This window comes from Ruegeria sp. C5, from assembly GCF_056537605.1.
The window spans coordinates 79770-100364 of record NZ_JBQFRX010000005.1 but is presented as its reverse complement, the minus strand read 5'-3'; the positions used below and the strand labels follow the sequence as shown (position 1 = coordinate 100364).

General features: G+C 55.6%; 18 protein-coding genes. 16 read left to right on the top strand and 2 right to left on the bottom strand.

The window, feature by feature from the left end:
- Positions 1–37: 37 nt before the first annotated feature.
- From ACR0AW_RS16400 to ACR0AW_RS16370, 7 genes are read left to right on the top strand one after another with little or no spacing between them, the layout of a single operon-like run.
- Positions 38–1159, top strand: a complete 1122-nt coding sequence (locus ACR0AW_RS16400) for a ring-hydroxylating oxygenase subunit alpha (protein WP_170733699.1) — start codon at positions 38–40, stop codon at positions 1157–1159.
- Complete coding sequence (gene betC / locus ACR0AW_RS16395; RefSeq protein WP_170776218.1) at positions 1156–2682, top strand: choline-sulfatase; 1527 nt, start codon at positions 1156–1158, stop codon at positions 2680–2682. The genes ACR0AW_RS16400 and betC overlap by 4 nt, the downstream gene beginning before the upstream one ends.
- A 32-nt stretch (positions 2683–2714) precedes the next feature.
- On the top strand, positions 2715–3482 hold the full coding sequence (locus ACR0AW_RS16390; RefSeq protein WP_480444236.1) for an SDR family NAD(P)-dependent oxidoreductase: 768 nt from the start codon (positions 2715–2717) through the stop codon (positions 3480–3482).
- Positions 3482–4414, top strand: coding sequence for a 3,5-dioxohexanoate:acetyl-CoA acetone transferase (kce, locus tag ACR0AW_RS16385; RefSeq protein WP_170733697.1), 933 nt, complete (start codon positions 3482–3484; stop codon positions 4412–4414). Before ACR0AW_RS16390 ends, kce begins: the two co-directional genes overlap by 1 nt.
- A 10-nt stretch (positions 4415–4424) precedes the next feature.
- Complete coding sequence (locus ACR0AW_RS16380; RefSeq protein WP_170733696.1) at positions 4425–5843, top strand: gamma-aminobutyraldehyde dehydrogenase; 1419 nt, start codon at positions 4425–4427, stop codon at positions 5841–5843.
- Entirely contained in the window at positions 5843–6583 is a 741-nt protein-coding gene (locus ACR0AW_RS16375; protein WP_170733695.1) for an SDR family oxidoreductase, read from the top strand. Before ACR0AW_RS16380 ends, ACR0AW_RS16375 begins: the two co-directional genes overlap by 1 nt.
- Positions 6583–7515, top strand: a complete 933-nt coding sequence (locus ACR0AW_RS16370) for a 3-hydroxyacyl-CoA dehydrogenase NAD-binding domain-containing protein (protein WP_170408433.1) — start codon at positions 6583–6585, stop codon at positions 7513–7515. The genes ACR0AW_RS16375 and ACR0AW_RS16370 overlap by 1 nt, the downstream gene beginning before the upstream one ends.
- Here ACR0AW_RS16370 and ACR0AW_RS16365 read toward each other — a convergent pair.
- On the bottom strand, positions 7493–8590 hold the full coding sequence (locus ACR0AW_RS16365) for a GlxA family transcriptional regulator (protein ID WP_480439367.1): 1098 nt from the start codon (positions 8588–8590) through the stop codon (positions 7493–7495). The two genes, ACR0AW_RS16370 and ACR0AW_RS16365, sit on opposite strands and share 23 nt — an antisense overlap.
- A gap of 101 nt (positions 8591–8691) precedes the next feature.
- On the opposite strand from ACR0AW_RS16365, the gene ACR0AW_RS16360 reads away from it, so the two are divergent.
- Positions 8692–9021, top strand: coding sequence for a hypothetical protein (locus ACR0AW_RS16360; protein WP_170648597.1), 330 nt, complete (start codon positions 8692–8694; stop codon positions 9019–9021).
- A gap of 89 nt (positions 9022–9110) precedes the next feature.
- Here ACR0AW_RS16360 and ACR0AW_RS16355 read toward each other — a convergent pair whose 3' ends face one another.
- Complete coding sequence (locus ACR0AW_RS16355) at positions 9111–10055, bottom strand: alpha/beta hydrolase (RefSeq protein WP_170733694.1); 945 nt, start codon at positions 10053–10055, stop codon at positions 9111–9113.
- A 29-nt stretch (positions 10056–10084) separates the two neighbouring features.
- Between ACR0AW_RS16355 and ACR0AW_RS16350 the strand changes: the two genes are divergently transcribed.
- The 8 genes from ACR0AW_RS16350 to ACR0AW_RS16315 all read left to right on the top strand — a co-directional run bounded on the left by ACR0AW_RS16350 (position 10085) and on the right by ACR0AW_RS16315 (position 20467).
- A complete protein-coding gene (locus tag ACR0AW_RS16350) occupies positions 10085–10765 on the top strand; it encodes a TetR/AcrR family transcriptional regulator (protein WP_480439369.1) in 681 nt (226 codons plus the stop codon).
- 425 nt (positions 10766–11190) lie between these two features.
- The gene (locus tag ACR0AW_RS16345) at positions 11191–12429 is read left to right on the top strand and encodes a hydroxymethylglutaryl-CoA reductase (RefSeq protein WP_480444234.1); all 1239 of its coding nucleotides are present in this window, start codon (positions 11191–11193) and stop codon (positions 12427–12429) included.
- Positions 12426–13337 carry a UbiA family prenyltransferase gene (locus tag ACR0AW_RS16340; protein ID WP_170733692.1) on the top strand — a complete coding sequence of 304 codons (912 nt, stop codon included), beginning with the start codon at positions 12426–12428 and terminating at the stop codon, positions 13335–13337. Before ACR0AW_RS16345 ends, ACR0AW_RS16340 begins: the two co-directional genes overlap by 4 nt.
- Positions 13334–15790: a PEP/pyruvate-binding domain-containing protein gene (locus tag ACR0AW_RS16335; RefSeq protein WP_170776214.1), complete on the top strand. Its 2457-nt coding sequence runs from the start codon at positions 13334–13336 to the stop codon at positions 15788–15790. The genes ACR0AW_RS16340 and ACR0AW_RS16335 overlap by 4 nt, the downstream gene beginning before the upstream one ends.
- Complete coding sequence (locus ACR0AW_RS16330) at positions 15783–16883, top strand: DUF3419 family protein (protein ID WP_170733690.1); 1101 nt, start codon at positions 15783–15785, stop codon at positions 16881–16883. Before ACR0AW_RS16335 ends, ACR0AW_RS16330 begins: the two co-directional genes overlap by 8 nt.
- The gene (locus ACR0AW_RS16325) at positions 16880–18211 is read left to right on the top strand and encodes a hypothetical protein (protein ID WP_170733689.1); all 1332 of its coding nucleotides are present in this window, start codon (positions 16880–16882) and stop codon (positions 18209–18211) included. The genes ACR0AW_RS16330 and ACR0AW_RS16325 overlap by 4 nt, the downstream gene beginning before the upstream one ends.
- On the top strand, positions 18208–19053 hold the full coding sequence (locus tag ACR0AW_RS16320) for a hypothetical protein (RefSeq protein WP_170733688.1): 846 nt from the start codon (positions 18208–18210) through the stop codon (positions 19051–19053). Before ACR0AW_RS16325 ends, ACR0AW_RS16320 begins: the two co-directional genes overlap by 4 nt.
- Positions 19046–20467 carry an AMP-binding protein gene (locus tag ACR0AW_RS16315; protein WP_170733687.1) on the top strand — a complete coding sequence of 474 codons (1422 nt, stop codon included), beginning with the start codon at positions 19046–19048 and terminating at the stop codon, positions 20465–20467. The genes ACR0AW_RS16320 and ACR0AW_RS16315 overlap by 8 nt, the downstream gene beginning before the upstream one ends.
- Positions 20468–20595: the final 128 nt, after the last annotated feature.

Below are 20595 nucleotides of genomic sequence, written 5' to 3'. Positions count from 1 at the left end.
ACTTGAAATAGGTTTAAGTTTAACGGGAGAGGGCAGCATGACCGATTCAGAAACAATTTCCTTGGGCTATCACGTCGATCCATCACGCTCTAGCTCGTTACAGGCTGCGGCATACACACAGAACAAGTGGTTTGACACTGACCTTCGCTCCATCCTCTCCAAAACTTGGCAATGGGTGTGTCATGTCGAGAAAACACGAGAGCCGGGGTCCTTTGTAACGGTGGAAGTTGCCGGTCAACCTATTGCGGTTGTGCGCGACAAAGAGGGTAAGCTTCGCGCCTTTTACAACGTATGCAAACACCGTGCCCATGAACTGCTATCAGGCGAAGGCAATACCACACGGATTATGTGCCCCTATCATGCCTGGGTCTATAAACTTGACGGGCAATTGGCGCGTGCGCCACATACTGAAAACCTCGAAGACTTCAACAAGGATGAGATTTGTCTCGATGCTGTACAGGTTGAAGAATTTTGCGGCTTTGTTTTTGTCAATTTGGATCCGACGGCTGCCTCTTTGTCAGAGCAATCCGGAAACCTGGAAACCGAGGTGCGCCATTGGGCACCGGATGTGGATCAACTCACTTTTGGCCACCGTCTGACCTACGACATCAAGTCGAATTGGAAGAACGTCGTGGACAATTTCCTTGAGTGCTATCATTGCCCTACGGCCCATAAGGATTTTTGTGACCTCGTGGATATGGATACCTACAAGGTTACAACCTACGGCATCTACTCCAGCCATATGGCTGACGCAGGCAACAGTCCAAATACCGCCTATGACGTCTCGAACGCCACGGTGAAAACTCACGCGGTTTGGTGGCTCTATCCCACCACTTGCCTGATGCGATATCCCGGACGGTCCAGCATGATCGTGTTGAACATCATACCTGTTGGGCCAGATCGGACGCTTGAAACTTACGACTTCTTCCTTGAGACGCCGGAACCCGACCCGATGGAGTTGGACGCAATTCGCTATCTGGACGAAGTTCTTCAGGTCGAAGATATCAGCCTTGTCGAAAGTGTGCAGCGCGGGATGAATACACCTGCGTTCACCCAAGGTCGGATCGTCAATGACCCGGACGGGTCCGGCAAGTCCGAGCACGCCGTTCATCACTTCCATGGCTTAGTCTTGGACGCTTACGCAAAAGGTGCCACGTGACGCGGCCAAACATCCTTGTGGTCATGGCGGACCAATTGGCTCCGCATTTCACAGGGGCGTACGGGCATAAGGTCGCCAAGACGCCACATCTTGACGCGTTGGCCGCGCGCGGCAGGCGCTTCGATGCAGCTTACTGCAATTCCCCTCTCTGTGCGCCTTCACGGTTTTCCTTTATGTCGGGTCAGCACATCAGTCGCATCGCAGCTTACGACAATGCATCCGAGTTCAAGGCTTCGGTGCCGACATTTGCGCATTATCTGAAATCGCTGGGCTATCGTACATGTTTGGCAGGCAAGATGCACTTTGTCGGGCCGGATCAGATGCATGGATTTGAGGATCGTGTGACAACCGACATCTATCCTGCTGATTTCGCGTGGACCCCGGATTGGGAGGCCCCGGACGAGCGGATCGACAAGTGGTATCACAACATGCAAACGGTCAAGGAAAGCGGCGTTGCCCACGCGACTTTCCAGATCGACTATGACGACGAGGTCGGTTTTGCTGCCAAACGCTGGCTGTTCGATGCGGCCCGAGACAAAGCGCTTGGCAATGACGCGCCTTTTGCGATGGTTGCAAGCTTCATTCACCCGCACGATCCATATGTAGCCCGACCAGAATGGTGGAACCTGTATGCGGATGATGAAATTGACTTGCCCGCGTTTGTGCCCGCGTTGGAGGATCAAGACCCCTTTTCACGACGTTTATTGGATGGGATCGAAGCGTCTTATGTGCCACTGACCGAGGAAGAAATCCTGCGCGCGCGCCATGCCTACCTGGCAAACGTCAGTTACTTCGACAGCAAAATCGGAGAGCTGGTTCAAACCCTCGAAGAAACGGGCGAGTTGGACAGCACCATTGTGATTGTCACAGCCGACCATGGCGACATGCTGGGTGAACGTGGGCTGTGGTACAAAATGAACTTCTTTGAGCACTCCGCGCGAGTTCCGTTAGTCATGGCCGGGCCGGGCATAGCGATTGGAACGGCGCAGAATGCAGTGTCACTGGTCGATCTGTTGCCGACATTTATCGACCTCGGTGGCGGTGATGAGGCGATGATCGGAGAGCCGATCGACGGTCGTAGCCTTATGCCTCTGGCTCGGGGTGAAGATGATCCAGTTGATGAGGCGATCGGAGAATACTGTGCCGAGATGACGGGCTATCCTGTGATCATGATCCGGCGCGGGCCCTTAAAATATATTCATTGTGATAGCGACCCACCGCAGCTCTATGACCTGAGTGCTGACCCGATGGAAACGAAGAATTTAGCTTCGGACCCAAGCTACTCTGACGCGAAAACTCGTTTTGCAGCTGAAGTCGTCGAGCGTTGGGACGGCAGTGCTTTGCGAAAGAAGATAATCGCCACGCAAAAATCGCGCCGTGCATTACATGCCGCGATGGAGGCCGGTGCCAGCGAGCCTTGGGACTACAACCCGCCGTCCGATGCAAGTCAGCAGTATGTACGCAACAATTTGGATTGGACAGTGGCTGCACGCCGCTACCGCTATCCGCCATTGAAGGATTGAAACCAATGATGCTGAACGGAAAAGTTGCTCTCGTGACTGGTGCCCGCGGTGGAATCGGGCGCGCGATTGTCGCTCGGTTTCTAAGAGAAGGCGCAACGGTATTTGCCGCTGACCTCACACCGGAAGGGTCGTTAGATCAGCACGATGATGATGGCAGTCATTTTGTTAAGCTGGATGTGACTCAAGAAGCAGACTCGGTTGCGGCGATGGATCATGTGCGCGCCGCACACGGAAAGTTGGACATCCTAGTGAACGCGGCGGGGATCGAGATCGAAAAAACGGTTGAAGAGACCACGTTGGAGGAATGGAATCAAAGCTTTGCGGTTAATTCCACGGGCACGTTCCTGACCTCGAAATACGCCATCCCATTGATGCGCGAAGCGGCGAAGACAGGGAATAGCGCAAGCCTTATCAATTTTGGCTCCTACGACGGGTTCATCGCAGACCCTGGGCTTGCGGCCTATTGCGCGACCAAGGGTGCAGTTCACGCTTTGACCCGCGCAATGGCTTGCGATCATGGCCCAGAAGGTATCCGGGTGAATGCCATCTGCCCTGGCTATATCGACACTCCAATGCTGCAGAGCTTCTTCAACGGCGATGGATCCGGCGGAGGAGGTGGCAACATTGAAACGCTGCAAAAGGCCGTGCGCGATGTTCATCCAATGCGGACCTACGGGACGCCCGAGGATATTGCAAATCTGGTCAACTGGCTTGCCTCGGACGAGGCGCGCTATGCCTCTGGCCAGTTGTGGGTTCTGGACGGGGGGCTGTCTGCACAAGTGCAGCAGATGAAACTCTGATGCCCAAGCCAGTCATTATCACTTGCGCGCCGACCGGAGGCATCCATACGCCGTCAATGTCACCGCATCTGCCGATTACACCGGCCGAGATTGCGACGGCCAGTATTGAGGCGGCCCAGGCAGGGGCATCAATCATTCACCTGCACGCACGGCACCCGGAGACAGGAAAACCCGATCCCCGACCTGAGCTGTTCAAGCAGTTTCTACCCGTAATCAAGCAGTCCACCGATGTTGTGATGAATGTCTCGACCGGCGGCGGCTTGGGGATGTCGATGGATGAGCGGCTGCTGGCGGCGACATCTACCAGCCCAGAGATGGCATCGCTCAACATGGGATCCATGAACTTTGGTATCTTTCCGATGCTGCAGAAATACACCGAGTTTCAGCACGACTGGGAACGGCCATTTTTGGAGATGACGGAAGACTTTATCTTTCCCAACACTTTCAAAACAATTCGTTACGCCATCGAAAAACTTGGTGGAGATCACGGCACCAAGTTCGAGTTCGAATGCTATGATCTTGGACATCTCTACAACGTCAAATGGTTCGTGGATCAGGGCCTGATCAAACCGCCATTTTTCATTCAGATGGTATTTGGCATCTTGGGTGGCGTTGGCGCAGATGCGGACCATCTGACTCACATGCACAACACAGCCGATAAGCTGTTCGGAGCAGAGAATTACGAATGGTCGGTCCTTGCCGCTGGTCGTCACCAAATGCCATTTGCGACCCAAAGCGCCATGCGGGGCGGTAACCTGCGTGTCGGTCTCGAAGACAGCCTGTTCATCGGCAAGAGTGAGTTGGCAAAATCTAACGCGGAACAGGTCACGCGCATCCGATCAATCGTTGAAAACCTTGGCCTTACGGTCGCGTCGCCAGCAGAAGCCCGCATGCGGCTCGCACTAAAAGGCGGCGATCAGGTTGGCTTCTAAGGAGATGCATATGCAGACGAAGATGTTGATCAATGGCGAAATGGTCGAAGGGATCGGAGAGGCCTTGGACGTCCTGAACCCTGCAACAGGCGAGGTAGTCGGTGCTGTAAAAGAAGCCAGCGATGCACAGGTCGAGGCGGCGGTGCGCGGCTCAGCAGAGGCATTTGAAACCTTTTCGGTTACGCCCCCTGCAGAACGCGCTGCAATCTTGCTTCAGATAGCTGATGTTATCGAGGCGAACAGCCATGAGTTGGCAGAACTTGAGAGCCTAGATGTGGGAAAACCCTGGCCATCGGCTCATGATGATGAAATGCCGCTTACGATTGATGTCTTTCGCTTTTTCGCCGGGGCTGCGCGCACCATGATGGGGTCTGCCTCTGGAGAGTATGTCGCGGGTCATACGTCGATGATCCGGCGCGACCCCATTGGCCCTGTCGCCGCCATCGCCCCTTGGAACTACCCGCTGATGATGGCGTCCTGGAAGATTGCTGCACCAATTGCGGCAGGATGTTCGGTGGTGTTGAAACCGTCCGAGATCACGCCGCTATCTACTCTGCGACTTGCAGAACTGTTACAAGATGTTCTGCCAAAAGGCGTGCTTAACGTGATCCATGGTCGCGGGCCCGGCGTGGGGAATGCCCTTATGAACAGCCCACAGATGGAAGGGATCAGTGTTACGGGTTCTCCGGCGACAGGCATGGCTGCAATGCGGGCTGCTTCCCAGAAAATTAAACACGTTCATCTGGAATTGGGCGGCAAGGCGCCAGTCATTGTCTTTGATGATGCTGATCTCGATGCAGTGGCCGAGACGATCCGATATGGCAGCTACTTCAATGCCGGTCAGGACTGCGCACAGCCTTGCCGCGTGATGGTTGCAGACAGAGTTTACGACAAACTTGTGGCCGCGATTGCCGATCAGGTTGGCCAGATCCAGATCGGTGCACCGAAAGCTCAAGGAACGGAAATGGGCCCGCTTGTCTCTGCGACACAGCGGGATCGTGTAGCGGGTTTTGTGGATCGCGCGCGCAGCAGCTCTGAAATCGTTTCCGGTGGGGTGTCTGGCGAAGAAGACGGCTTTTTCTACCAGCCGACAGTCATCGCCAATGTCGACAACAATGCAGAGATTGCCTGCAATGAGGTTTTTGGACCCGTTGTAACTGTCTCTCGGTTTTCTGAGGCAGAAGATGCGTTGAAGACCGCCAACAACGGACCTTACGGGTTGGCCTCATCGGTTTGGACACGAGATGTTGGGAGAGCAATGCAAATGACGTCCAAGTTGCGCTATGGATTCACCTGGGTAAACACGCATGGGATTGCGACCCCCGAGATGCCATGGGCCGCGATGAAGGGCTCAGGCACGGGCAGCGATATGTCGGTCTATGCGCTGGATGCTTACACCGCAGTCCGTCACGTTATGGTGGCACACTGATGCGGTTAGCTGGGAAACGCGCCTTTGTTACAGGCGGCAAACAAGGCATTGGTCGCGGCATCGTTGAGGCCTTCATGGCTGAGGGCGCGGGTGTCGCAACATGCGGGCGCGGCCCTAAGCCAGATGATCTACCGGATCAAGTAACCTGGTACACGCTGGATGTATCCAATCCCGAAGCGGTTGCACGTACTGCCCGAACAATCGGCCTGGTAGATATCCTGGTAAACAACGCCGGCGTTCAGGTCGAAAAAACAGTGACCGAAAGCTCAGACGCGGATTGGGATTTGGTGATGGGAGTAAACGCACGAGGCGTTTTTAACTGTTGCCGCGCCCTCATTCCGAAAATGTCTCAGGGTGGTTCGATCATCAACATTGGTTCGATCTCGGGCAATGCCGCTGACCCATCGATGGCGCTCTACAATGCTTCAAAAGCCTTTGTGCATGGGCTTACACGCTCTATCGCGGTGGACCATGGACCTGCGGTGCGCTGCAATGCAATCTGCCCGGGATGGATTGAGACGGGCATGCTGGACGCAGCATTCGAACTCGCCCATGACCCAGAAAAGGCTAGATCAGACGCGCTGGCACGCCATGCGGTCAAACGCTTTGGTAAGCCCGCAGACATTGCTGGGATGGCTGTTTGGCTAGCTTCTGACGAGTCGTCTTTTGCGACTGGCCAACTGTTCACTGTAGACGGTGGTATGACTGCGGCATCCCCCCTGAATCCGGGACTGTTCTGATGTCGGAAATCGAAAGAACCGCCATTCTCGGAGCCGGTGTCATCGGGGCAAGCTGGGCAGCGCTGTTTCTCGCGTCGGGTCGCAGTGTGACCGTATTTGATCCCGATCCGAACGCTGAGGCATCCGTCCGTAAATACATTGAAAAGGCGTGGCCTGCGTTGGAAGAATTGGGCCAAGTTGGCCACGCCACCCGAGATGCGATCACCTTTGCACCGACCGCAGCTGAGGCCGTGCGAAACGCGCAGTTCATTCAGGAGAATGTGCCGGAGCGGTTGCCGATCAAACATTCCACCTATGCGGAAGTTGAGCCAGAGTTGAGCGCTGATGCAATAGTTTCAAGCTCAACATCCGGCCTAACACTCGAGGCTCTCCAACAGGGATGGCGCGATCCGAGTAAGCTCATCTTAGGTCATCCGTTCAACCCGCCACATCTCATTCCGCTGGTCGAGTTGACGGCGAACGACGCCACCGGTTCAGATGTTCTGAACCGAACAGAGACGTTCTACGAAGACCTGGGCAAAGTCACGATCCGGATCAAGAAGGGCATGCCCGGACACGTCGCAAACCGCTTACAAGCTGCAGTATGGCGCGAGGCCGTCCATATGGCGATTGAAGGCGTTGCCAGTGTCGAAGACATCGATAAAGCGATGTGGGCCGGCCCCGGATTGCGGTGGGCCGCGATGGGTCCGACGACGCTTTTCCACCTGGGTGCAGGCGACGGCGGTCTGCGGGCCTTCTGTGACCATTTCAAGGATACATTCAATGGCTGGTGGGATGACCTGGGCAACCCTCGTCTTGATGAGGATGTCATCAATAAACTGGTCGATGGCATTAACGATCAAACTCAGGGGCAAAGTACCGAAGAGTTATCCGCGCAACGCGACAAGATGCTTACGGCGATGCAAAAAGCTACCCAACACCTTCGGACTTAATATCAGGCTTGAACATTGGCCACGCGCGGAACTCGAATGGAGTACGGCCTTCAATACGGTCTGCAGTTGGTGTGAGGCCAAAACGGCTTCGATATGCCCGGCTGAAATGAACTTGCCCGTTAAATCCTGATGCTTCTGCAATCTCGCTGAATTTCAACTCTGTTTGGGTTACTAGTCCACGCGCGCGATCAAGGCGTATGTCACGGTAGTACTCGATCGGCGACTTCTGGACATATTGCTGAAACAATCTGCTAAGTTGTCGTTGCGAAATCTTCAACCTCGCTGATATTTCAGGGATCGACAAAGTGGCTTCCAAATGTGCCTCCATCAAGTCGATTGCGTCCCTTACCACCCCAGAGGTGACATACCCCAGTGGCTCCACGTCTTTGGGGTTCTGTGATTGGCCCTCACCGCGTACATTGTGATGAAAAAGATATCGCGCAGATGCATTGGCGATACTCTCACCATCGACAGAATGCACAAACCGCAAACCCAGATCGGTCGCTGCGGAACCCCCGCAACAAGTGAACATCTTTCCATCCATAACAATCATGTTCTCTGACACCGTGGTATCATGGGCCATTTCAGCAAAGGCATCGATGTGCTCATAGTGAACCGTCGCTGTCTTGCCTTTAAGCAGTCCAGCAGCCGCAAGAACAATCGCACCAGTATCCAAGCCGCCAACGATTGCTCCGCACGCCTCCCACTTCTGAAGGGCCACCTTAAACTGAGATGTTCCGTGACGTTCAGGTGACCAACTTGTACTCACCAGAACCAACCAGGGCTTGCGCCCCGTCACGGCCGCCAATGGGGCAGTATCAACGACTAGGCCGCTGCTAGACTCGACTGGTCCACCGAGGTCCGAGACATAGGTCCAAGAAAATCGAGCCGAACCTGTCAGGTAATTGGCTATTCTGAAAGGATCCACGAAAGACGTAGTCGCCGAAACATTGAAATGCGGACTCACCAGGACAACGATATCTAGCTTGCGATCAATTGGATGGATCATGGCCGATTCTGTAAAATGGAGTCCAAAATTGTCAATTGTGTTTCGCAGGAGTGCAAAAGTTACCAATTCACGGGCTCAGTGTCGTGATGCACACCATAACGGAATGCCTCAAATACATTGATGACGTGAAAGCGTTTGTTTGCACGCAACCCGCGTCCATCAATGTCATGTCAAAGGTATCGATGGACGCGATGGGGCTGGCCGCGTTTCATAACGTTCTGGCCGAAGAGATTGAAAAGATTAGAGGCTTGCCCTTGGACAAAATGACCCCTCATCTTCACGCCAAAAACGTCACCATGCCGACGTACATTGTGCAGAACAAAGATGATGCCTGGACGATCCCCGAAGACGTTCAGACCACTTTTGACCTGATTCCGGGTGAAGAAAAGAAGCTACACTGGATTGAAAACGGCGATACGCGACGCTTCATTGGATACAATTTCTTCGGTGAACATCCTGAAACAACGATTGAGTTTTTCGACAAGCACATGCGGTGACGTCAAGGTTCTTTCGGAACCGGCCAAGCGATCCCGAAATTCATCATTCAAAATGGCAGAGGTCACGTAGTGACCTCTGCCTTATCAGTTTATCTGCCAAAGAACTCAGCAACTGCATCGGTCGACGCTTTCACAGCCTCCGGCTTGTAGTAAAAGTCCACGTGGCTGAATTCATCGAAAGCCAACTCCTCATGTTCATTCGTCAACTTCGCGACAAATTGGGTGGAGCACGGCGCTGTAAAGGCCGTGCTGCTGTAAATTGTCAGGGACGGTTGCACGATCTTATCGGCATAAGCCTCTCCAATGGAAATCAGAGACTGCATGCCCTGATCGCCGATATGCATGTTGGTATAGGTCGGAACCGCAACCGGGCCTTTGACTCCATCGCGTCCGTAGTAGTCATAGGATTCTCCGGCCATCGGGTTGACACCCGATCCAACAAATTCTTCTCGGGTTTGCTCATCATTCAGCCCAAATGGTGCGACAAATTCCGGCTCGCCGGTTTCATACATCTTCTGCATCGAGGCGTTCGAGTCTGCGATCTGCTGGTTGACCATATCGCGGTCGGTCCACTGGAAAGCGTCTGCGGCCATCATGCCGGAAACCATGGCAATCTTCTTGATCCGGTGATCGGTCACGGCAGCCGATGCGATGATCGAGCCGCCTTGGCAAACACCCAGACCGTAAATCTCGTCAACGAACGGCAGAGTGCCGAGGTAAGACACGGCGTCCCAGGTGTTTTCGATGAGCCGGAACATGTAGCGGGATTGCTTGTACTCTCCGGGCAGCGCAGGGGACGAGCCCATGCCGAGGTAATCGAAACCGAGGTAGATGAAACCCCGCGCGGCCATTTCCGGCCCGTAAGTAGCCGGGATCTGATCTTTGACCTGAGGGAACGGGCTGGCCCCCACGATGGCCTTGTAGGTCTTGGTCTCATCAAAGCCTTCGGGCAGGTAGAGATCGCCCGCCAGATCCACGCCAAAGGATTTGAAGGTAACTTCGTTTTTGCCCGCGGTGAGATTTTGGGTCGTCATGGTCTTGGTCCTTTCGGGGTCAGGTAGCTTTGCGCCTTGCTAAAGTAAATTGTTTTGTTTACTTATGGTGGAGAGGTAGCGCTTGTAAACACGTCTTTTTACTTATTGAGGTAGAAATCTTGAAACGCACTGAAAAAAAACGAAAAGATATTATCGATGCGGCCATCGATGAGTTCAAAGAGCAGGGGTTTCTGGGGGCAAAGACCACTTCAATCGCCAAAAAAGCCAACGTATCGAGTCGCACGCTCTACAATCACTTCGAGAGCAAGGAGGCCCTTTTCGAGGCGATCTCACAGATCATGCTGGAGCAAAACCGGAGCATGGAGCCAGCGCCCTATGATCCGGATCGTGACTTCGTCGAACAATTGAAGGAAGCCTTGTGGCGTTACATTGGGGTGATCACCGATGAGACCGCCATCGGATTGAACCGGATGGTCATCTCAGAATTGATCCGTGACCTTGACCGATCCCGGCAATTCTTCACTGAAACAGCAACTCACGATTACCCAATAACGAGGCTGATCAGCGAAGCCATGGATGCAGGCGTGATCCGCAAGGCGGATCCGGTTTTTGCGACCAACCAGCTTTTGGCGCTCATCAAAAACTTCTTTTTCTGGCCAGAGTTCTTCCTTGGCGAGAACCCGACGCCCAAAGATATATTGGACGATTGCGTCGCGATGTTTCTGGCACACTACAAAGCAGACGTTTGATCGATCATCACCGAAACAGATCTTGGATGGCGGGTTCTTGCACCCACCGGGTGAATGACGGCATAGTGATGAACCGAGTAGCTCGCTGGTCATAATGTCTGATGCGAGATCTGGTTGTACCTCAGGTAAAGAGCAAGGCATCTGAAAAGCACCCCCAGTTTGAACGCTTAGCGTTTAGTTCCAAAAGGGTTACACTCCCTTTTTGCGATGCGTGTCGTGCCAAGATCATCGTCCTCAGGCCTACCGGAACTTTCAACTGCGACAAATGCGAGACCCTTTGGGATCAAACACTTGATCGATGAACATTTGACTGGATTTCGATCAAACGACTGATAACTTGCCTCGCAGCGGTTTTTGGTTGCAACAGCGTTGCACAGAAAATCTATTGGAGCGTGCTATTGGTAATTCCGTTTCATGTCCGGGAAATGCTTCAACGCATAAAAGCACGATTTGATGCTGACCAGATACCTCAGCAGATGGCGCCAAGCGATGCTGAGTTTTCAACCTTACGCCCATCTCGCAAGCCGACCAAGGAGATGGTCGCACGATTCTGGGAAAAGTTGAAACCAACGGCCAGCGACAAGGATCAGGCACAAATTGCAGATTTGGCGGCTATCGAAGATGCCGAAACCTATGGCGCCAATATCGAGAATTTCATCGGGACGGTTAAGCTTCCAGTCGGGGTTATTGGCCCCTTACGCCTGAACGGAATGAACGCCAACGGCGACTTTCATGTCCCCCTCGCAACAACCGAGGCAGCGCTGGTCGCATCTTATGCCCGGGGTGCCTACGCCGCCACTCGGTCGGGCGGTATCAGTACCGCTGTTTTATACGAAGGCGTGCTGCGGACCCCGGCCTTTGTGTTCGATAGCCTGCTAAGAGCGGGGCAATTTGTGGATTGGGTGGTGACCAATGTTGACAGGCTCAAATCTGCGGCCGAAGCGACGACCCGTCATGGCAAGCTTGTATCGCTGGAGCCATTCATTGACACCAACGTCGTTTTCCTGATTTGCCGCTATACCACTGGTGATGCTGCAGGTCAGAACATGGTGACCATCGCCACCGACGCCCTTTGCCACGCAATCACGGATAGCTGTCCTGTTGCGATTGAGAACTGGTATGTCGAAGGTAATTTCTCGGGCGACAAGAAGGCCTCGGCGCTGGGGTTGGTGACGGGGCGCGGGCGGAAAGTCAGCGCCTCGGTTACGCTTCCGGCTGAGATTGTCGAAAAGACACTGGGAACGACGGTCGAGGCGATGCTGGACTATGGCCGTGTCGCCAATCTGGGCGCACATTTGTCTGGCCAGTTTGGCGCACAGGCGCATTATGCCAACGGGCTGGCTGCGTTCTATATCGCAACCGGACAGGACGCGGCCTGCGTTGCCGAAAGTGCAATGGGCGTCACGCGTATGGAACCTAGGGGCGGCGATCTATTCTGCTCGGTCACGCTTCCGAATATCCTTGTCGGCTCGGTCGGCGGCGGAACCGGTTTGCCAAGCCAGGCAGCAGCGCTGAACATACTCGGTCTACGGGGCAGCGGGTGTGGCACGGCTTTAGCCGAAGTTGCTGCGGCCACGTGCTTATGCGGCGAAATCTCCATTGTCGCCGCGATTGCTGCCGGTCATTTCACCCGCGCCCATGAGAGTCTGGCCCGCCACAGATGAGCTTTCAGAACCGATTTTGGATTTACCAATCCGAGCGCTTTCCGCTTAAGAAAACCGTCCCCCTGCTGCTGGTGTTTTCCTCGGCCAGCATTTGTGTGTCTGCCCGTCTGGCAGACCGCCCCTTGCCCGAGTGGCCTGCCTTTGCCGCCGGTTTTGTGCTGGCCATGGCGCTGTTCTTCCAGATGCGGGTCTGTGACGAGTTCAAGGACGCCGAGGATGACCGACGTTACCGGCCCGACAGGCCGATCCCACGCGGATTGGTCTCACCAGGCGAAGTTTTGAGCTTGGGCTTACTGACCATTCCAGTTGCACTTGCGGCTTCCTGGTTCTGGCACCCGTCGGTTTTGTGGCTGTTGGGCGCGGTTTGGATCTGGCTCGCTGCGATGACAGTTGAATTCGGTGTCCCGGCCTGGCTGAAGGCCCGGCCGGTTCTGTACCTGCTAAGCCACATGGCAATCATGCCCTTGATCGATCTATTGCTGACTGGCCTCGAATGGCTGCCGGCAGGCGGCGCAGCACCCTCACTATGGCTGTTCCTGGCGTTGTCCTTTGTGAATGGCTGCGTCCTTGAGATCGGGCGGAAATTGTGGGCGCCCGAAAACGAGATTGAAGGGGTCGACACCTATTCCTCCCTATGGGGTCCGCGTACGGCGGGACGTATCTGGATCGGCTGCGTTCTGTTATCCTACGCGCTTCTCGCCGGCACAGGAAGCGCCACCGGGGTTGGCTGGCCAAGCGCCCTGATCGGCACACTGGCGCTGGTTCCCTGCGGGGTTGCTGTATTCCACTACAGTCAGACACCCACTGAGAAAGCACAAAACAGGATGGACGCTGTTTCCGGTCTGTGGGTATTTTTCAGCTATGCCACGGCTGGTTTCCTACCCTACCTGATCGGAGCCGTAGCATGACTTTCATCGTCGACCAAATGGATGCCAACGACATCTCTGTGGTTGGAGGCAAAGCGGCAGCCCTGTCGCATCTGTCACAGCACGGGTTTTCCCCGCCCGCATTCTTTGTCATCACAAATGACGCGTTTCGTATGGGGCAATCGGGCCCGATCGCGCAAAAAGGCCTGCGACCGGCGGTGTCCACCGCGCTTGAAACACTCGGGTCCGGGCCTTACGCGGTACGCAGTTCTGGCCAGTCCGAAGATGGCGTGGACCACAGCCATGCAGGACAGTTCGCAACGGTCCTGAATGTTCCCGGCAAGAGTGTGATCGCGGCGGCCAAGCAGGTTTGGCAATCCGGTTTCTCATCAACGGTCGAAACCTACCGCGCAGTCAAATCCGGTGGCGAGGCCGAGGCCCCCGCAATCATCGTGCAACGCATGATCGATGCCAAAGCGGCCGGGGTAGCCTTTTCCGCCGATCCGGTCAGTGGCCGGCGCGATGTGGTCGTGATCTCAGCGATTGACGGGCTTGCAGAGCAGCTTGTGTCGGGGGAAGCGGACGGAGAAGACTGGGTCATCGATGCAGATGGCGTACCGGAAAGCGCTCCTGACGCCCCTGCACATTTGACCGTCACGGAGGCGCGATCCATCGCAGCCCTAGCCCGAAAGGCCGAGGTGCTATTCGTTTCTCCTCAGGACATCGAATGGGCCATTGATGCGCAAGGGCTGCATATTCTGCAGGCCCGCCCGATCACCACGACCCTGCGCCCTGCCCCGCTCGAAGATCAGACGCTTACCATTTTCGACAATTCCAATATCGTCGAAAGCTATCCGGGCATCGTCAGCCCGCTGACTTATTCCTTTGCCCTGCACGTGTATTCTCAGGTATATCGCGCTTTCGTTAGGCTGCTGGGCGTGTCCCGGCACACGGTCGCGCTGAACCCCACTGTGTTTGACAATTTACTGGGGCGGGTGGACGGGCGCGCCTATTACAATCTGATCAACTGGTATCGCGCGCTGGCACTGTTGCCCGGGTATTCACTGAACCGCGACTATATGGAAACGATGATGGGCGTTTCTGAACCGATGCCGCGTGAGGTCACGGATGCTCTTGCCCCACCCCCCACCACCGGCTGGCGCAAGGTCGTGGAGTACGCGAAACTGGCCAAGGTTGCGGGCGGCCTGATCTGGCAGGCCATCCGCCTACCGCAGACCCGGCGTGATTTTTACCGCAGGCTGAACGACATATTACAGACGGGGCTGAACGTGGATGCCTCTAACGCGACCCAACTGGCTGCGGAATACCGGCGCATTGAAAGCACTCTGCTGGATCGGTGGGATGCCCCGCTGATCAACGATTTCCTGTGCATGATTGCCTTTGGCGGCTCGCGTAACCTGCTGCAAAAGTGGCTGGGCGAGGCCGGGTTGAGCCTGCACAACGACCTCATGATCGGGCAAGGTGATATCGTTTCGGCGGAACCCGCGCAACGCATCGCCCGGATGGGAGAGTTGGTTCGGCAGGCAGGGCTTGCCGCTCCTTTGAAGGCCAATGCACATCTGTCGGTTTTGTCAGAACACCGGCAAATCGAAGCTGAGGTTGATGCGTATCTTGAGAAGTTCGGCGACCGGTGTACGGAAGAGCTCAAGCTGGAAAGCGTTCCGTTACGCGATGACCCGACCAGTCTGTTGCTGGCCATTGCAGCCAGCGCTGAACGTCCACCTTCCGGGCGTCAGGACGGCGATGAACCGGACTGGAAGGCTCAGTTTCCGTCAAACCCACTCAAACGGCACTTCGCCAAATGGATTTTAAGCTGGACCAAGGCGCGGGTGCGCGACCGTGAAAACCTGCGCTTTGAACGCACGCGCATATTTGGTTATGCGCGGCGCGTGTTTCTGGGCATCGGCCGCGAATTCGCTGCCCGTGACCTGCTTTCATCGCCAAAGGATGTATTCTTCCTGACAACACATGAAGTTCTCGGAGCAGTCGAAGGTTATAGCCTGTCACCTGATCTGAAAGGCATCGTTGCGCAGCGCAAACTGGAAGACGAAGCCTCGTCCCGACGCCCAGATCCGCCGGAACGCATCGAAATCCGTGGCCCCGCCATCGCCCCGGTTTGGTCCGAGAACGCAGAAGCGGAGGCGGACACTGCTCGGATGAAGCACGGCACAGGTTGTTCTGCAGGTCAGATCAAGGCGCGCGCGCGCGTGATCCGCGACCCGCGCACCGAGGCCTTAAACCCCGGAGATATACTCGTGGCGCGCCACACCGATCCGGGCTGGATCGCCGTATTCTCGAACGCATCCGCCATCGTCGTCGAACGGGGGTCTCTGTTGTCACATTCTGCGATTGTCGCACGCGAACTGGGTATCCCCTGCGTGGTTGGCTTGAAAGGCGCAACCAACTGGATCGAAGATGGTGAGATGATCCGGGTCGACGGGGCAAGCGGCGCGGTGGAGCGGTGCGATGGATAGCAGTGAGATTGAGAAAAAGGCGGATTTCGACCATATCCGCTATGCCCAACTGTGGGAAGACGCGGATGTTCTCACCTCCGCCCTGGGCGATTGTGCGGGCAAGACATTGGTCTCCATCTGCTCTGCCGGGGATAATGCGCTGGCAATGCTGACACTCGATCCCGCGCGCATTGTCGTTCTGGATCTTTCACCGGCCCAGATCGCCTGCCTTAAGCTCAGGATCGCGGCCTATAAAATGCTGACCCATCCCGAATTCATTGAACTCACCGGCTCGCGGCGAAGTACCCGACGGGGCGCATTGCTGAACCAGGTTTTGGAAGCCACAGATGCCGAAACGCGCGCTTTCTGGCGGACTCTGATCACGGATGTCGAAAAACACGGCATCGGTGGCGTCGGCAAGTTCGAGCGCTATTTTCGCATCTTTCGAACTTGGCTACTGCCTCTTGTGCATTCACGCCGAACCATCGACGCAGTGTTTGTTCCCCGCTCGCCCGAAGAGCGACTGACATTCTTCGACACGCGGTTCAACACGGTGCGATGGCGTCTTTTGCTGAACATCTTCTTCTCTCGCCTCGTCATGGGTCGCATGGGCCGGGACAGTGCGTTTTTCGACCATGTAGAGGGTAGCCCGGCCCAACATGTCTCCCGCCGCATCCGTCATGCGGGAGTCACCACCGATCCCTCGCAAAATCCCTATCTGCACTGGATTCTCAAAGGCGATCATGGCGACGCGCTGCCAATGGCGTGGCGTCCCGAGCATTATGAGACAATCCGATCCCGGTTGGATCGTCTCGACATCCGCCTTGGATCGCTTGAGGCTTTTGTGTCGACCGACGAAAAAGCCAGAGGATTCAACCTGTCCGACATCTTCGAGTACATGTCGCCCGAGACCTTCCATCAGGTTTACGGGTCGATCCTGACCGCTGCGGAGCCAAATGCCCGACTAGTCTATTGGAACATGATGGCACCCCGGAGGGTTCCGCCGGAATTCAGAAACAAGGTTGAAACCCTGACCGACATCGAAACACAGCAGAAGGCCCGCGACATGGCATTCTTCTATTCGGATTTCGTCGTCGAAGAGTTTCAACCGTGACTGTTATTGGGCAGATTCTGCTGGCGGCGGGGTCGGTGCTGGCTCTGGTCGGCGTAATGATGGTCATACGCAATCTGGCCAATACAGCGGGCCTGAAACCCGAAGTGCAGCGCAAGCTTATGCATGTCAGCACCGGCCTCTTTGCGTTGCTGCTGCCCTGGTTGTTTCCCGATCGCTGGCCGGTTTACATGCTGATTGCGGCCACAATCCTGGTGATGCTGGTGCTGCGCCTGCCTCGTTTTTCGTCGGGTCTGGGTGCAACTTTGCATGGTGTGGATCGTACGTCCTACGGCGACTTTCTGCTCGCCCTGTCAGTTGGGCTATGCTTTCTGCTAGCCGGGGAAAACACGCTGTTCTACATCCTGCCAATCGCCGTTCTAACACTGGCGGATGCAGCCGCTGCGCTTGCCGGGACTACGTATGGAACCAAACGCTACGTGGTAGAAGATGGCGACAAGAGCTTAGAAGGGTCCGTGGTGTTTTTTGTCGTAACGCTATTGGTTGCGATCATCTGCTTCTTGTTCTTATCGAAACTCCCGCCATCTAACATCATGATGTTGTGCCTTATGGTTGCGGCTTTTGGCACATTGGTCGAAGCACAAAGCTGGCGCGGGTTTGACAACCTTTTCCTGCCGCTTGGCTTGTTGATTTTCCTAAACGGCCACTATTTCAGCTCTTTGGCAGAGCTCGCCCTGTTGGCCGCCATGTTCTTTGCCGCCCTTGCCAGTTTTGGCGTGGTGGGAACCAAACTGGGCCTGACCAAACATGCGACCCGTGTGTATGTTGTCGCGGTTTTTTTGCTGCTGGCCGCCGCAAAATTGCAGAACACAGTACTGCCGATCATGGTTCTTGCCGCACATGGCTGGGCGCGTACCGCTTCTCCTTGTGACAGTAAGTACCCCGATCTGGATATCATAGCCGCCTTGGGGCTATTGGGGTTCGGTTGGCTTGCGGCTGGAAATGCAACGGGATGGGATGCAGTTTCCTTTTTTGGGCTCAGTGCGATGGGGTTAGCTATGGGGCTCACTGCTGTGGCGCTGCGTCCCATTCCTGTTGTTATACCACTTGCTGCGGTTGTCCTGTTTCTTATTCGGACATGGGCTGTTTCCCAGAATTCTGAACAGTCGAACTGGGCCGAGCCGCTGACGGTACTGGCCCTGTTCTCATTAACTTGTTCAGTCGCAGCGCCGTTGCTCCGACCAACTTGGTTCGAAAAAGATCGGGTGCTCAGGCTGACGCTGTTGGCCCTCGCGCCGCCGTTGCTTTACTACGTTTGGATCGTTGCTGGATCGCTAAGTGCTGGGTTCTTTGCCGGAGTTTTTTCATGACCAAAGAGATCATCAGAACGGCGGATGCAAAGCTGACCGTTTATCTGAACGGTCCGATCTGGGACGGCGCGCGCGCCGCGACCTTCGGCGATTTTTCCTGCAAAACGCCCGAAGCCGGTGCCGAAATCCTGCGCAAAGGGATCGAGAGGGTGCAAGACGCAGGCCTGGATCGCATCATCGGGCCGATGTCGGGCGACACCTGGCACAGTTACCGGTTCGTCTCGGATAGCGACGGGTCCGCTCCGTTCCTGATGGAGCCTACCAACAAACTTCATGAGCCGGGGGTTTTCCAGTCGGCAGGATTTACAGAGATCAGCCGGTATTTTTCGGCCCGGGTGCCGTTGCGGACCGCCGCTGGATCAGCACCGCCAGAAACCGATGGTTTTGTCGTGGAAGAATGGGATGGAACAGACCCCGAGGCCCTGTTTCGTCAGGTCTTTAAACTTTCAACCCGTGCGTTCTCAAACAACGCGTTCTACAAGCCGATTGCTGAGGCAGATTTTCTGGCCATGTATATGCCAGTTGTGCCGATGATGAAGCGCGATCTGATCCTTTTTGCGCGCCGCCATGACGGGACATTGGCCGGGTTTCTGTTTGGCATTCCCAATTATGCCGAAGGCCCCAATCCGGCATCCGCAATCCTCAAGACCTATGCAAGTCTCGAACCGGGCGCCGGACGGCATCTGGCTAACCGGTTTCACAAGGCGGCGCTCAGGATGGGGTACGAAACCGCCATTCATGCGCTGATCCATGATGACAACACCTCCGCCGAGCGCAGTGCAGCGGAAGGCGCGACAATATTCCGGCGCTATACTTTGCTTGGACGGAAGCTGAATGGCTGACCTGCTGTCCCAATTCGCCGCGGCGGTTAAACGGGTTCCTGACCGGACAGCCATAGTGGACGGCAAGGGCCGCGAGATCACCTTTCAAACCCTGCACACGCGCGTTCAGCACTTGGCAGGTCGGTGGCAGGACAAGGGTATCCAGTCAGGTGATCGCGTGTTGTTGGCCATGCCTGTCAAAGCGGACCTATATGCGAGTCTGGCTGCGCTTTGGACCCTTGGCGCAACCGTTGTCTTACCAGAGCCAGCCTTGGGGCTGGCCGGTCTGCGCCACGCCGCCCGAACAACGAAGCCAAAAGCGTTCTGTGCAGCGGGTGCGTATTCTTTGCTGAAGTTTCTGGTTCCGGATCTCTGGGCCCTGCCCCTGCTGACGCCTGGTAAAAGCCGCAGTAACCCGGTGGCGCAAAAGGTACAACCGGACGATATCGCCCTTATTTCCTTTACCTCTGGTACAACTGGCCTGCCCAAGGCCATTCCGCGCTCACATGCGTTTCTGATGGCGCAGCACGATGCCATCGCACCCCTCCTCGACAGCCGCAAGGCCGAGCGCGATCTGGTGGCCTTTCCGGTGTTCACCCTGATCAATCTGGCGGCCGGGCGCACAAGTGTTCTGCCCAACTGGAGGTTCAGCAAGCTGGACCAATTGTCGCCCGTGCAGTTGGAAAGCTGGCTTCAAACGCAACAGATCACCCGGGCCCTCATCCCACCATCGCTATGTGAAAAACTGGTTCAATCTGAGGATACCGGGCCGTTGCACACGGTGTTCACCGGCGGCGGTCCGGTGTTTCCGAATCTTGTCGAGGCGTTGAGAACCCGGCACAGTCTGTCGGTTGTGTGCATTTATGGGTCGACCGAGGCTGAACCGATTGCCCATCTCGACGCCGCGGATATCTCGGTGAAGGATCACCGCGACATGGCTGTTGGAAGGGGTCTTCTTGTGGGATACCCGGTGCCCGAAATCACGCTCCGCATCCGCGACAATGAAATTCAGGTCGCCGGCGCACATGTGAATGACGGGTATTTGGACCCGACCCATTCGAAGAACAACAAAATCGAAGAAGGTGGTGTCATATGGCACCGGACCGGTGACGCTGGCGCGCTGGATGATGACGGGCGTTTATGGTTATGGGGGCGCGTCGGGTCCGAAATTGAGTTCTTTTCAGGTACGCTCTTCCCCTTTGCTATCGAAGTCGCGGCACAAAGATGGCCAGGTGTAGATCGATGCGCGCTCGTCAATACCAAAGCAGGCCCCACACTTTGCGTCCAAGGTTCCGCGGATCACATCGACGATTGGACTAAATCTGCGCTTGGTTTTGGCGTTCCAAATGTGATTTCGATTAAGAACATCCCTATGGACAAGCGTCATGCCTCCAAAGTCGATCGTACGAAACTTGCACGCATGATGGAAACCTGACGCAATATAGCTCGTAGGCCACTGAGCCTGCACGCCACTACCCAAATTGCGATACAAATTGGGAGAAAGGCCAAGCTTAACCTCAGTACGATATGAAGTCCTTCACTTGATCAAAACTATTCTCCGCT

Excerpts from the sequence above, each read along its gene's own strand:
- ACR0AW_RS16340 (WP_170733692.1), top strand. The coding sequence starts at position 12,426 with ATGAGCTTTCAGAACCGATTTTGGATTTACCAATCCGAGCGCTTTCCG.
- kce (WP_170733697.1), top strand. The coding sequence starts at position 3,482 with ATGCCCAAGCCAGTCATTATCACTTGCGCGCCGACCGGAGGCATCCAT.
- ACR0AW_RS16315 (WP_170733687.1), top strand. The coding sequence starts at position 19,046 with ATGGCTGACCTGCTGTCCCAATTCGCCGCGGCGGTTAAACGGGTTCCT.
- ACR0AW_RS16375 (WP_170733695.1), top strand. The coding sequence starts at position 5,843 with ATGCGGTTAGCTGGGAAACGCGCCTTTGTTACAGGCGGCAAACAAGGC.
- ACR0AW_RS16320 (WP_170733688.1), top strand. The coding sequence starts at position 18,208 with ATGACCAAAGAGATCATCAGAACGGCGGATGCAAAGCTGACCGTTTAT.
- ACR0AW_RS16345 (WP_480444234.1), top strand. The coding sequence starts at position 11,191 with ATGCTTCAACGCATAAAAGCACGATTTGATGCTGACCAGATACCTCAG.
- ACR0AW_RS16380 (WP_170733696.1), top strand. The coding sequence starts at position 4,425 with ATGCAGACGAAGATGTTGATCAATGGCGAAATGGTCGAAGGGATCGGA.
- ACR0AW_RS16330 (WP_170733690.1), top strand. The coding sequence starts at position 15,783 with ATGGATAGCAGTGAGATTGAGAAAAAGGCGGATTTCGACCATATCCGC.
- ACR0AW_RS16370 (WP_170408433.1), top strand. The coding sequence starts at position 6,583 with ATGTCGGAAATCGAAAGAACCGCCATTCTCGGAGCCGGTGTCATCGGG.
- ACR0AW_RS16400 (WP_170733699.1), top strand. The coding sequence starts at position 38 with ATGACCGATTCAGAAACAATTTCCTTGGGCTATCACGTCGATCCATCA.
- ACR0AW_RS16355 (WP_170733694.1), bottom strand. The coding sequence starts at position 10,055 with ATGACGACCCAAAATCTCACCGCGGGCAAAAACGAAGTTACCTTCAAA.
- ACR0AW_RS16360 (WP_170648597.1), top strand. The coding sequence starts at position 8,692 with ATGTCAAAGGTATCGATGGACGCGATGGGGCTGGCCGCGTTTCATAAC.
- ACR0AW_RS16335 (WP_170776214.1), top strand. The coding sequence starts at position 13,334 with ATGACTTTCATCGTCGACCAAATGGATGCCAACGACATCTCTGTGGTT.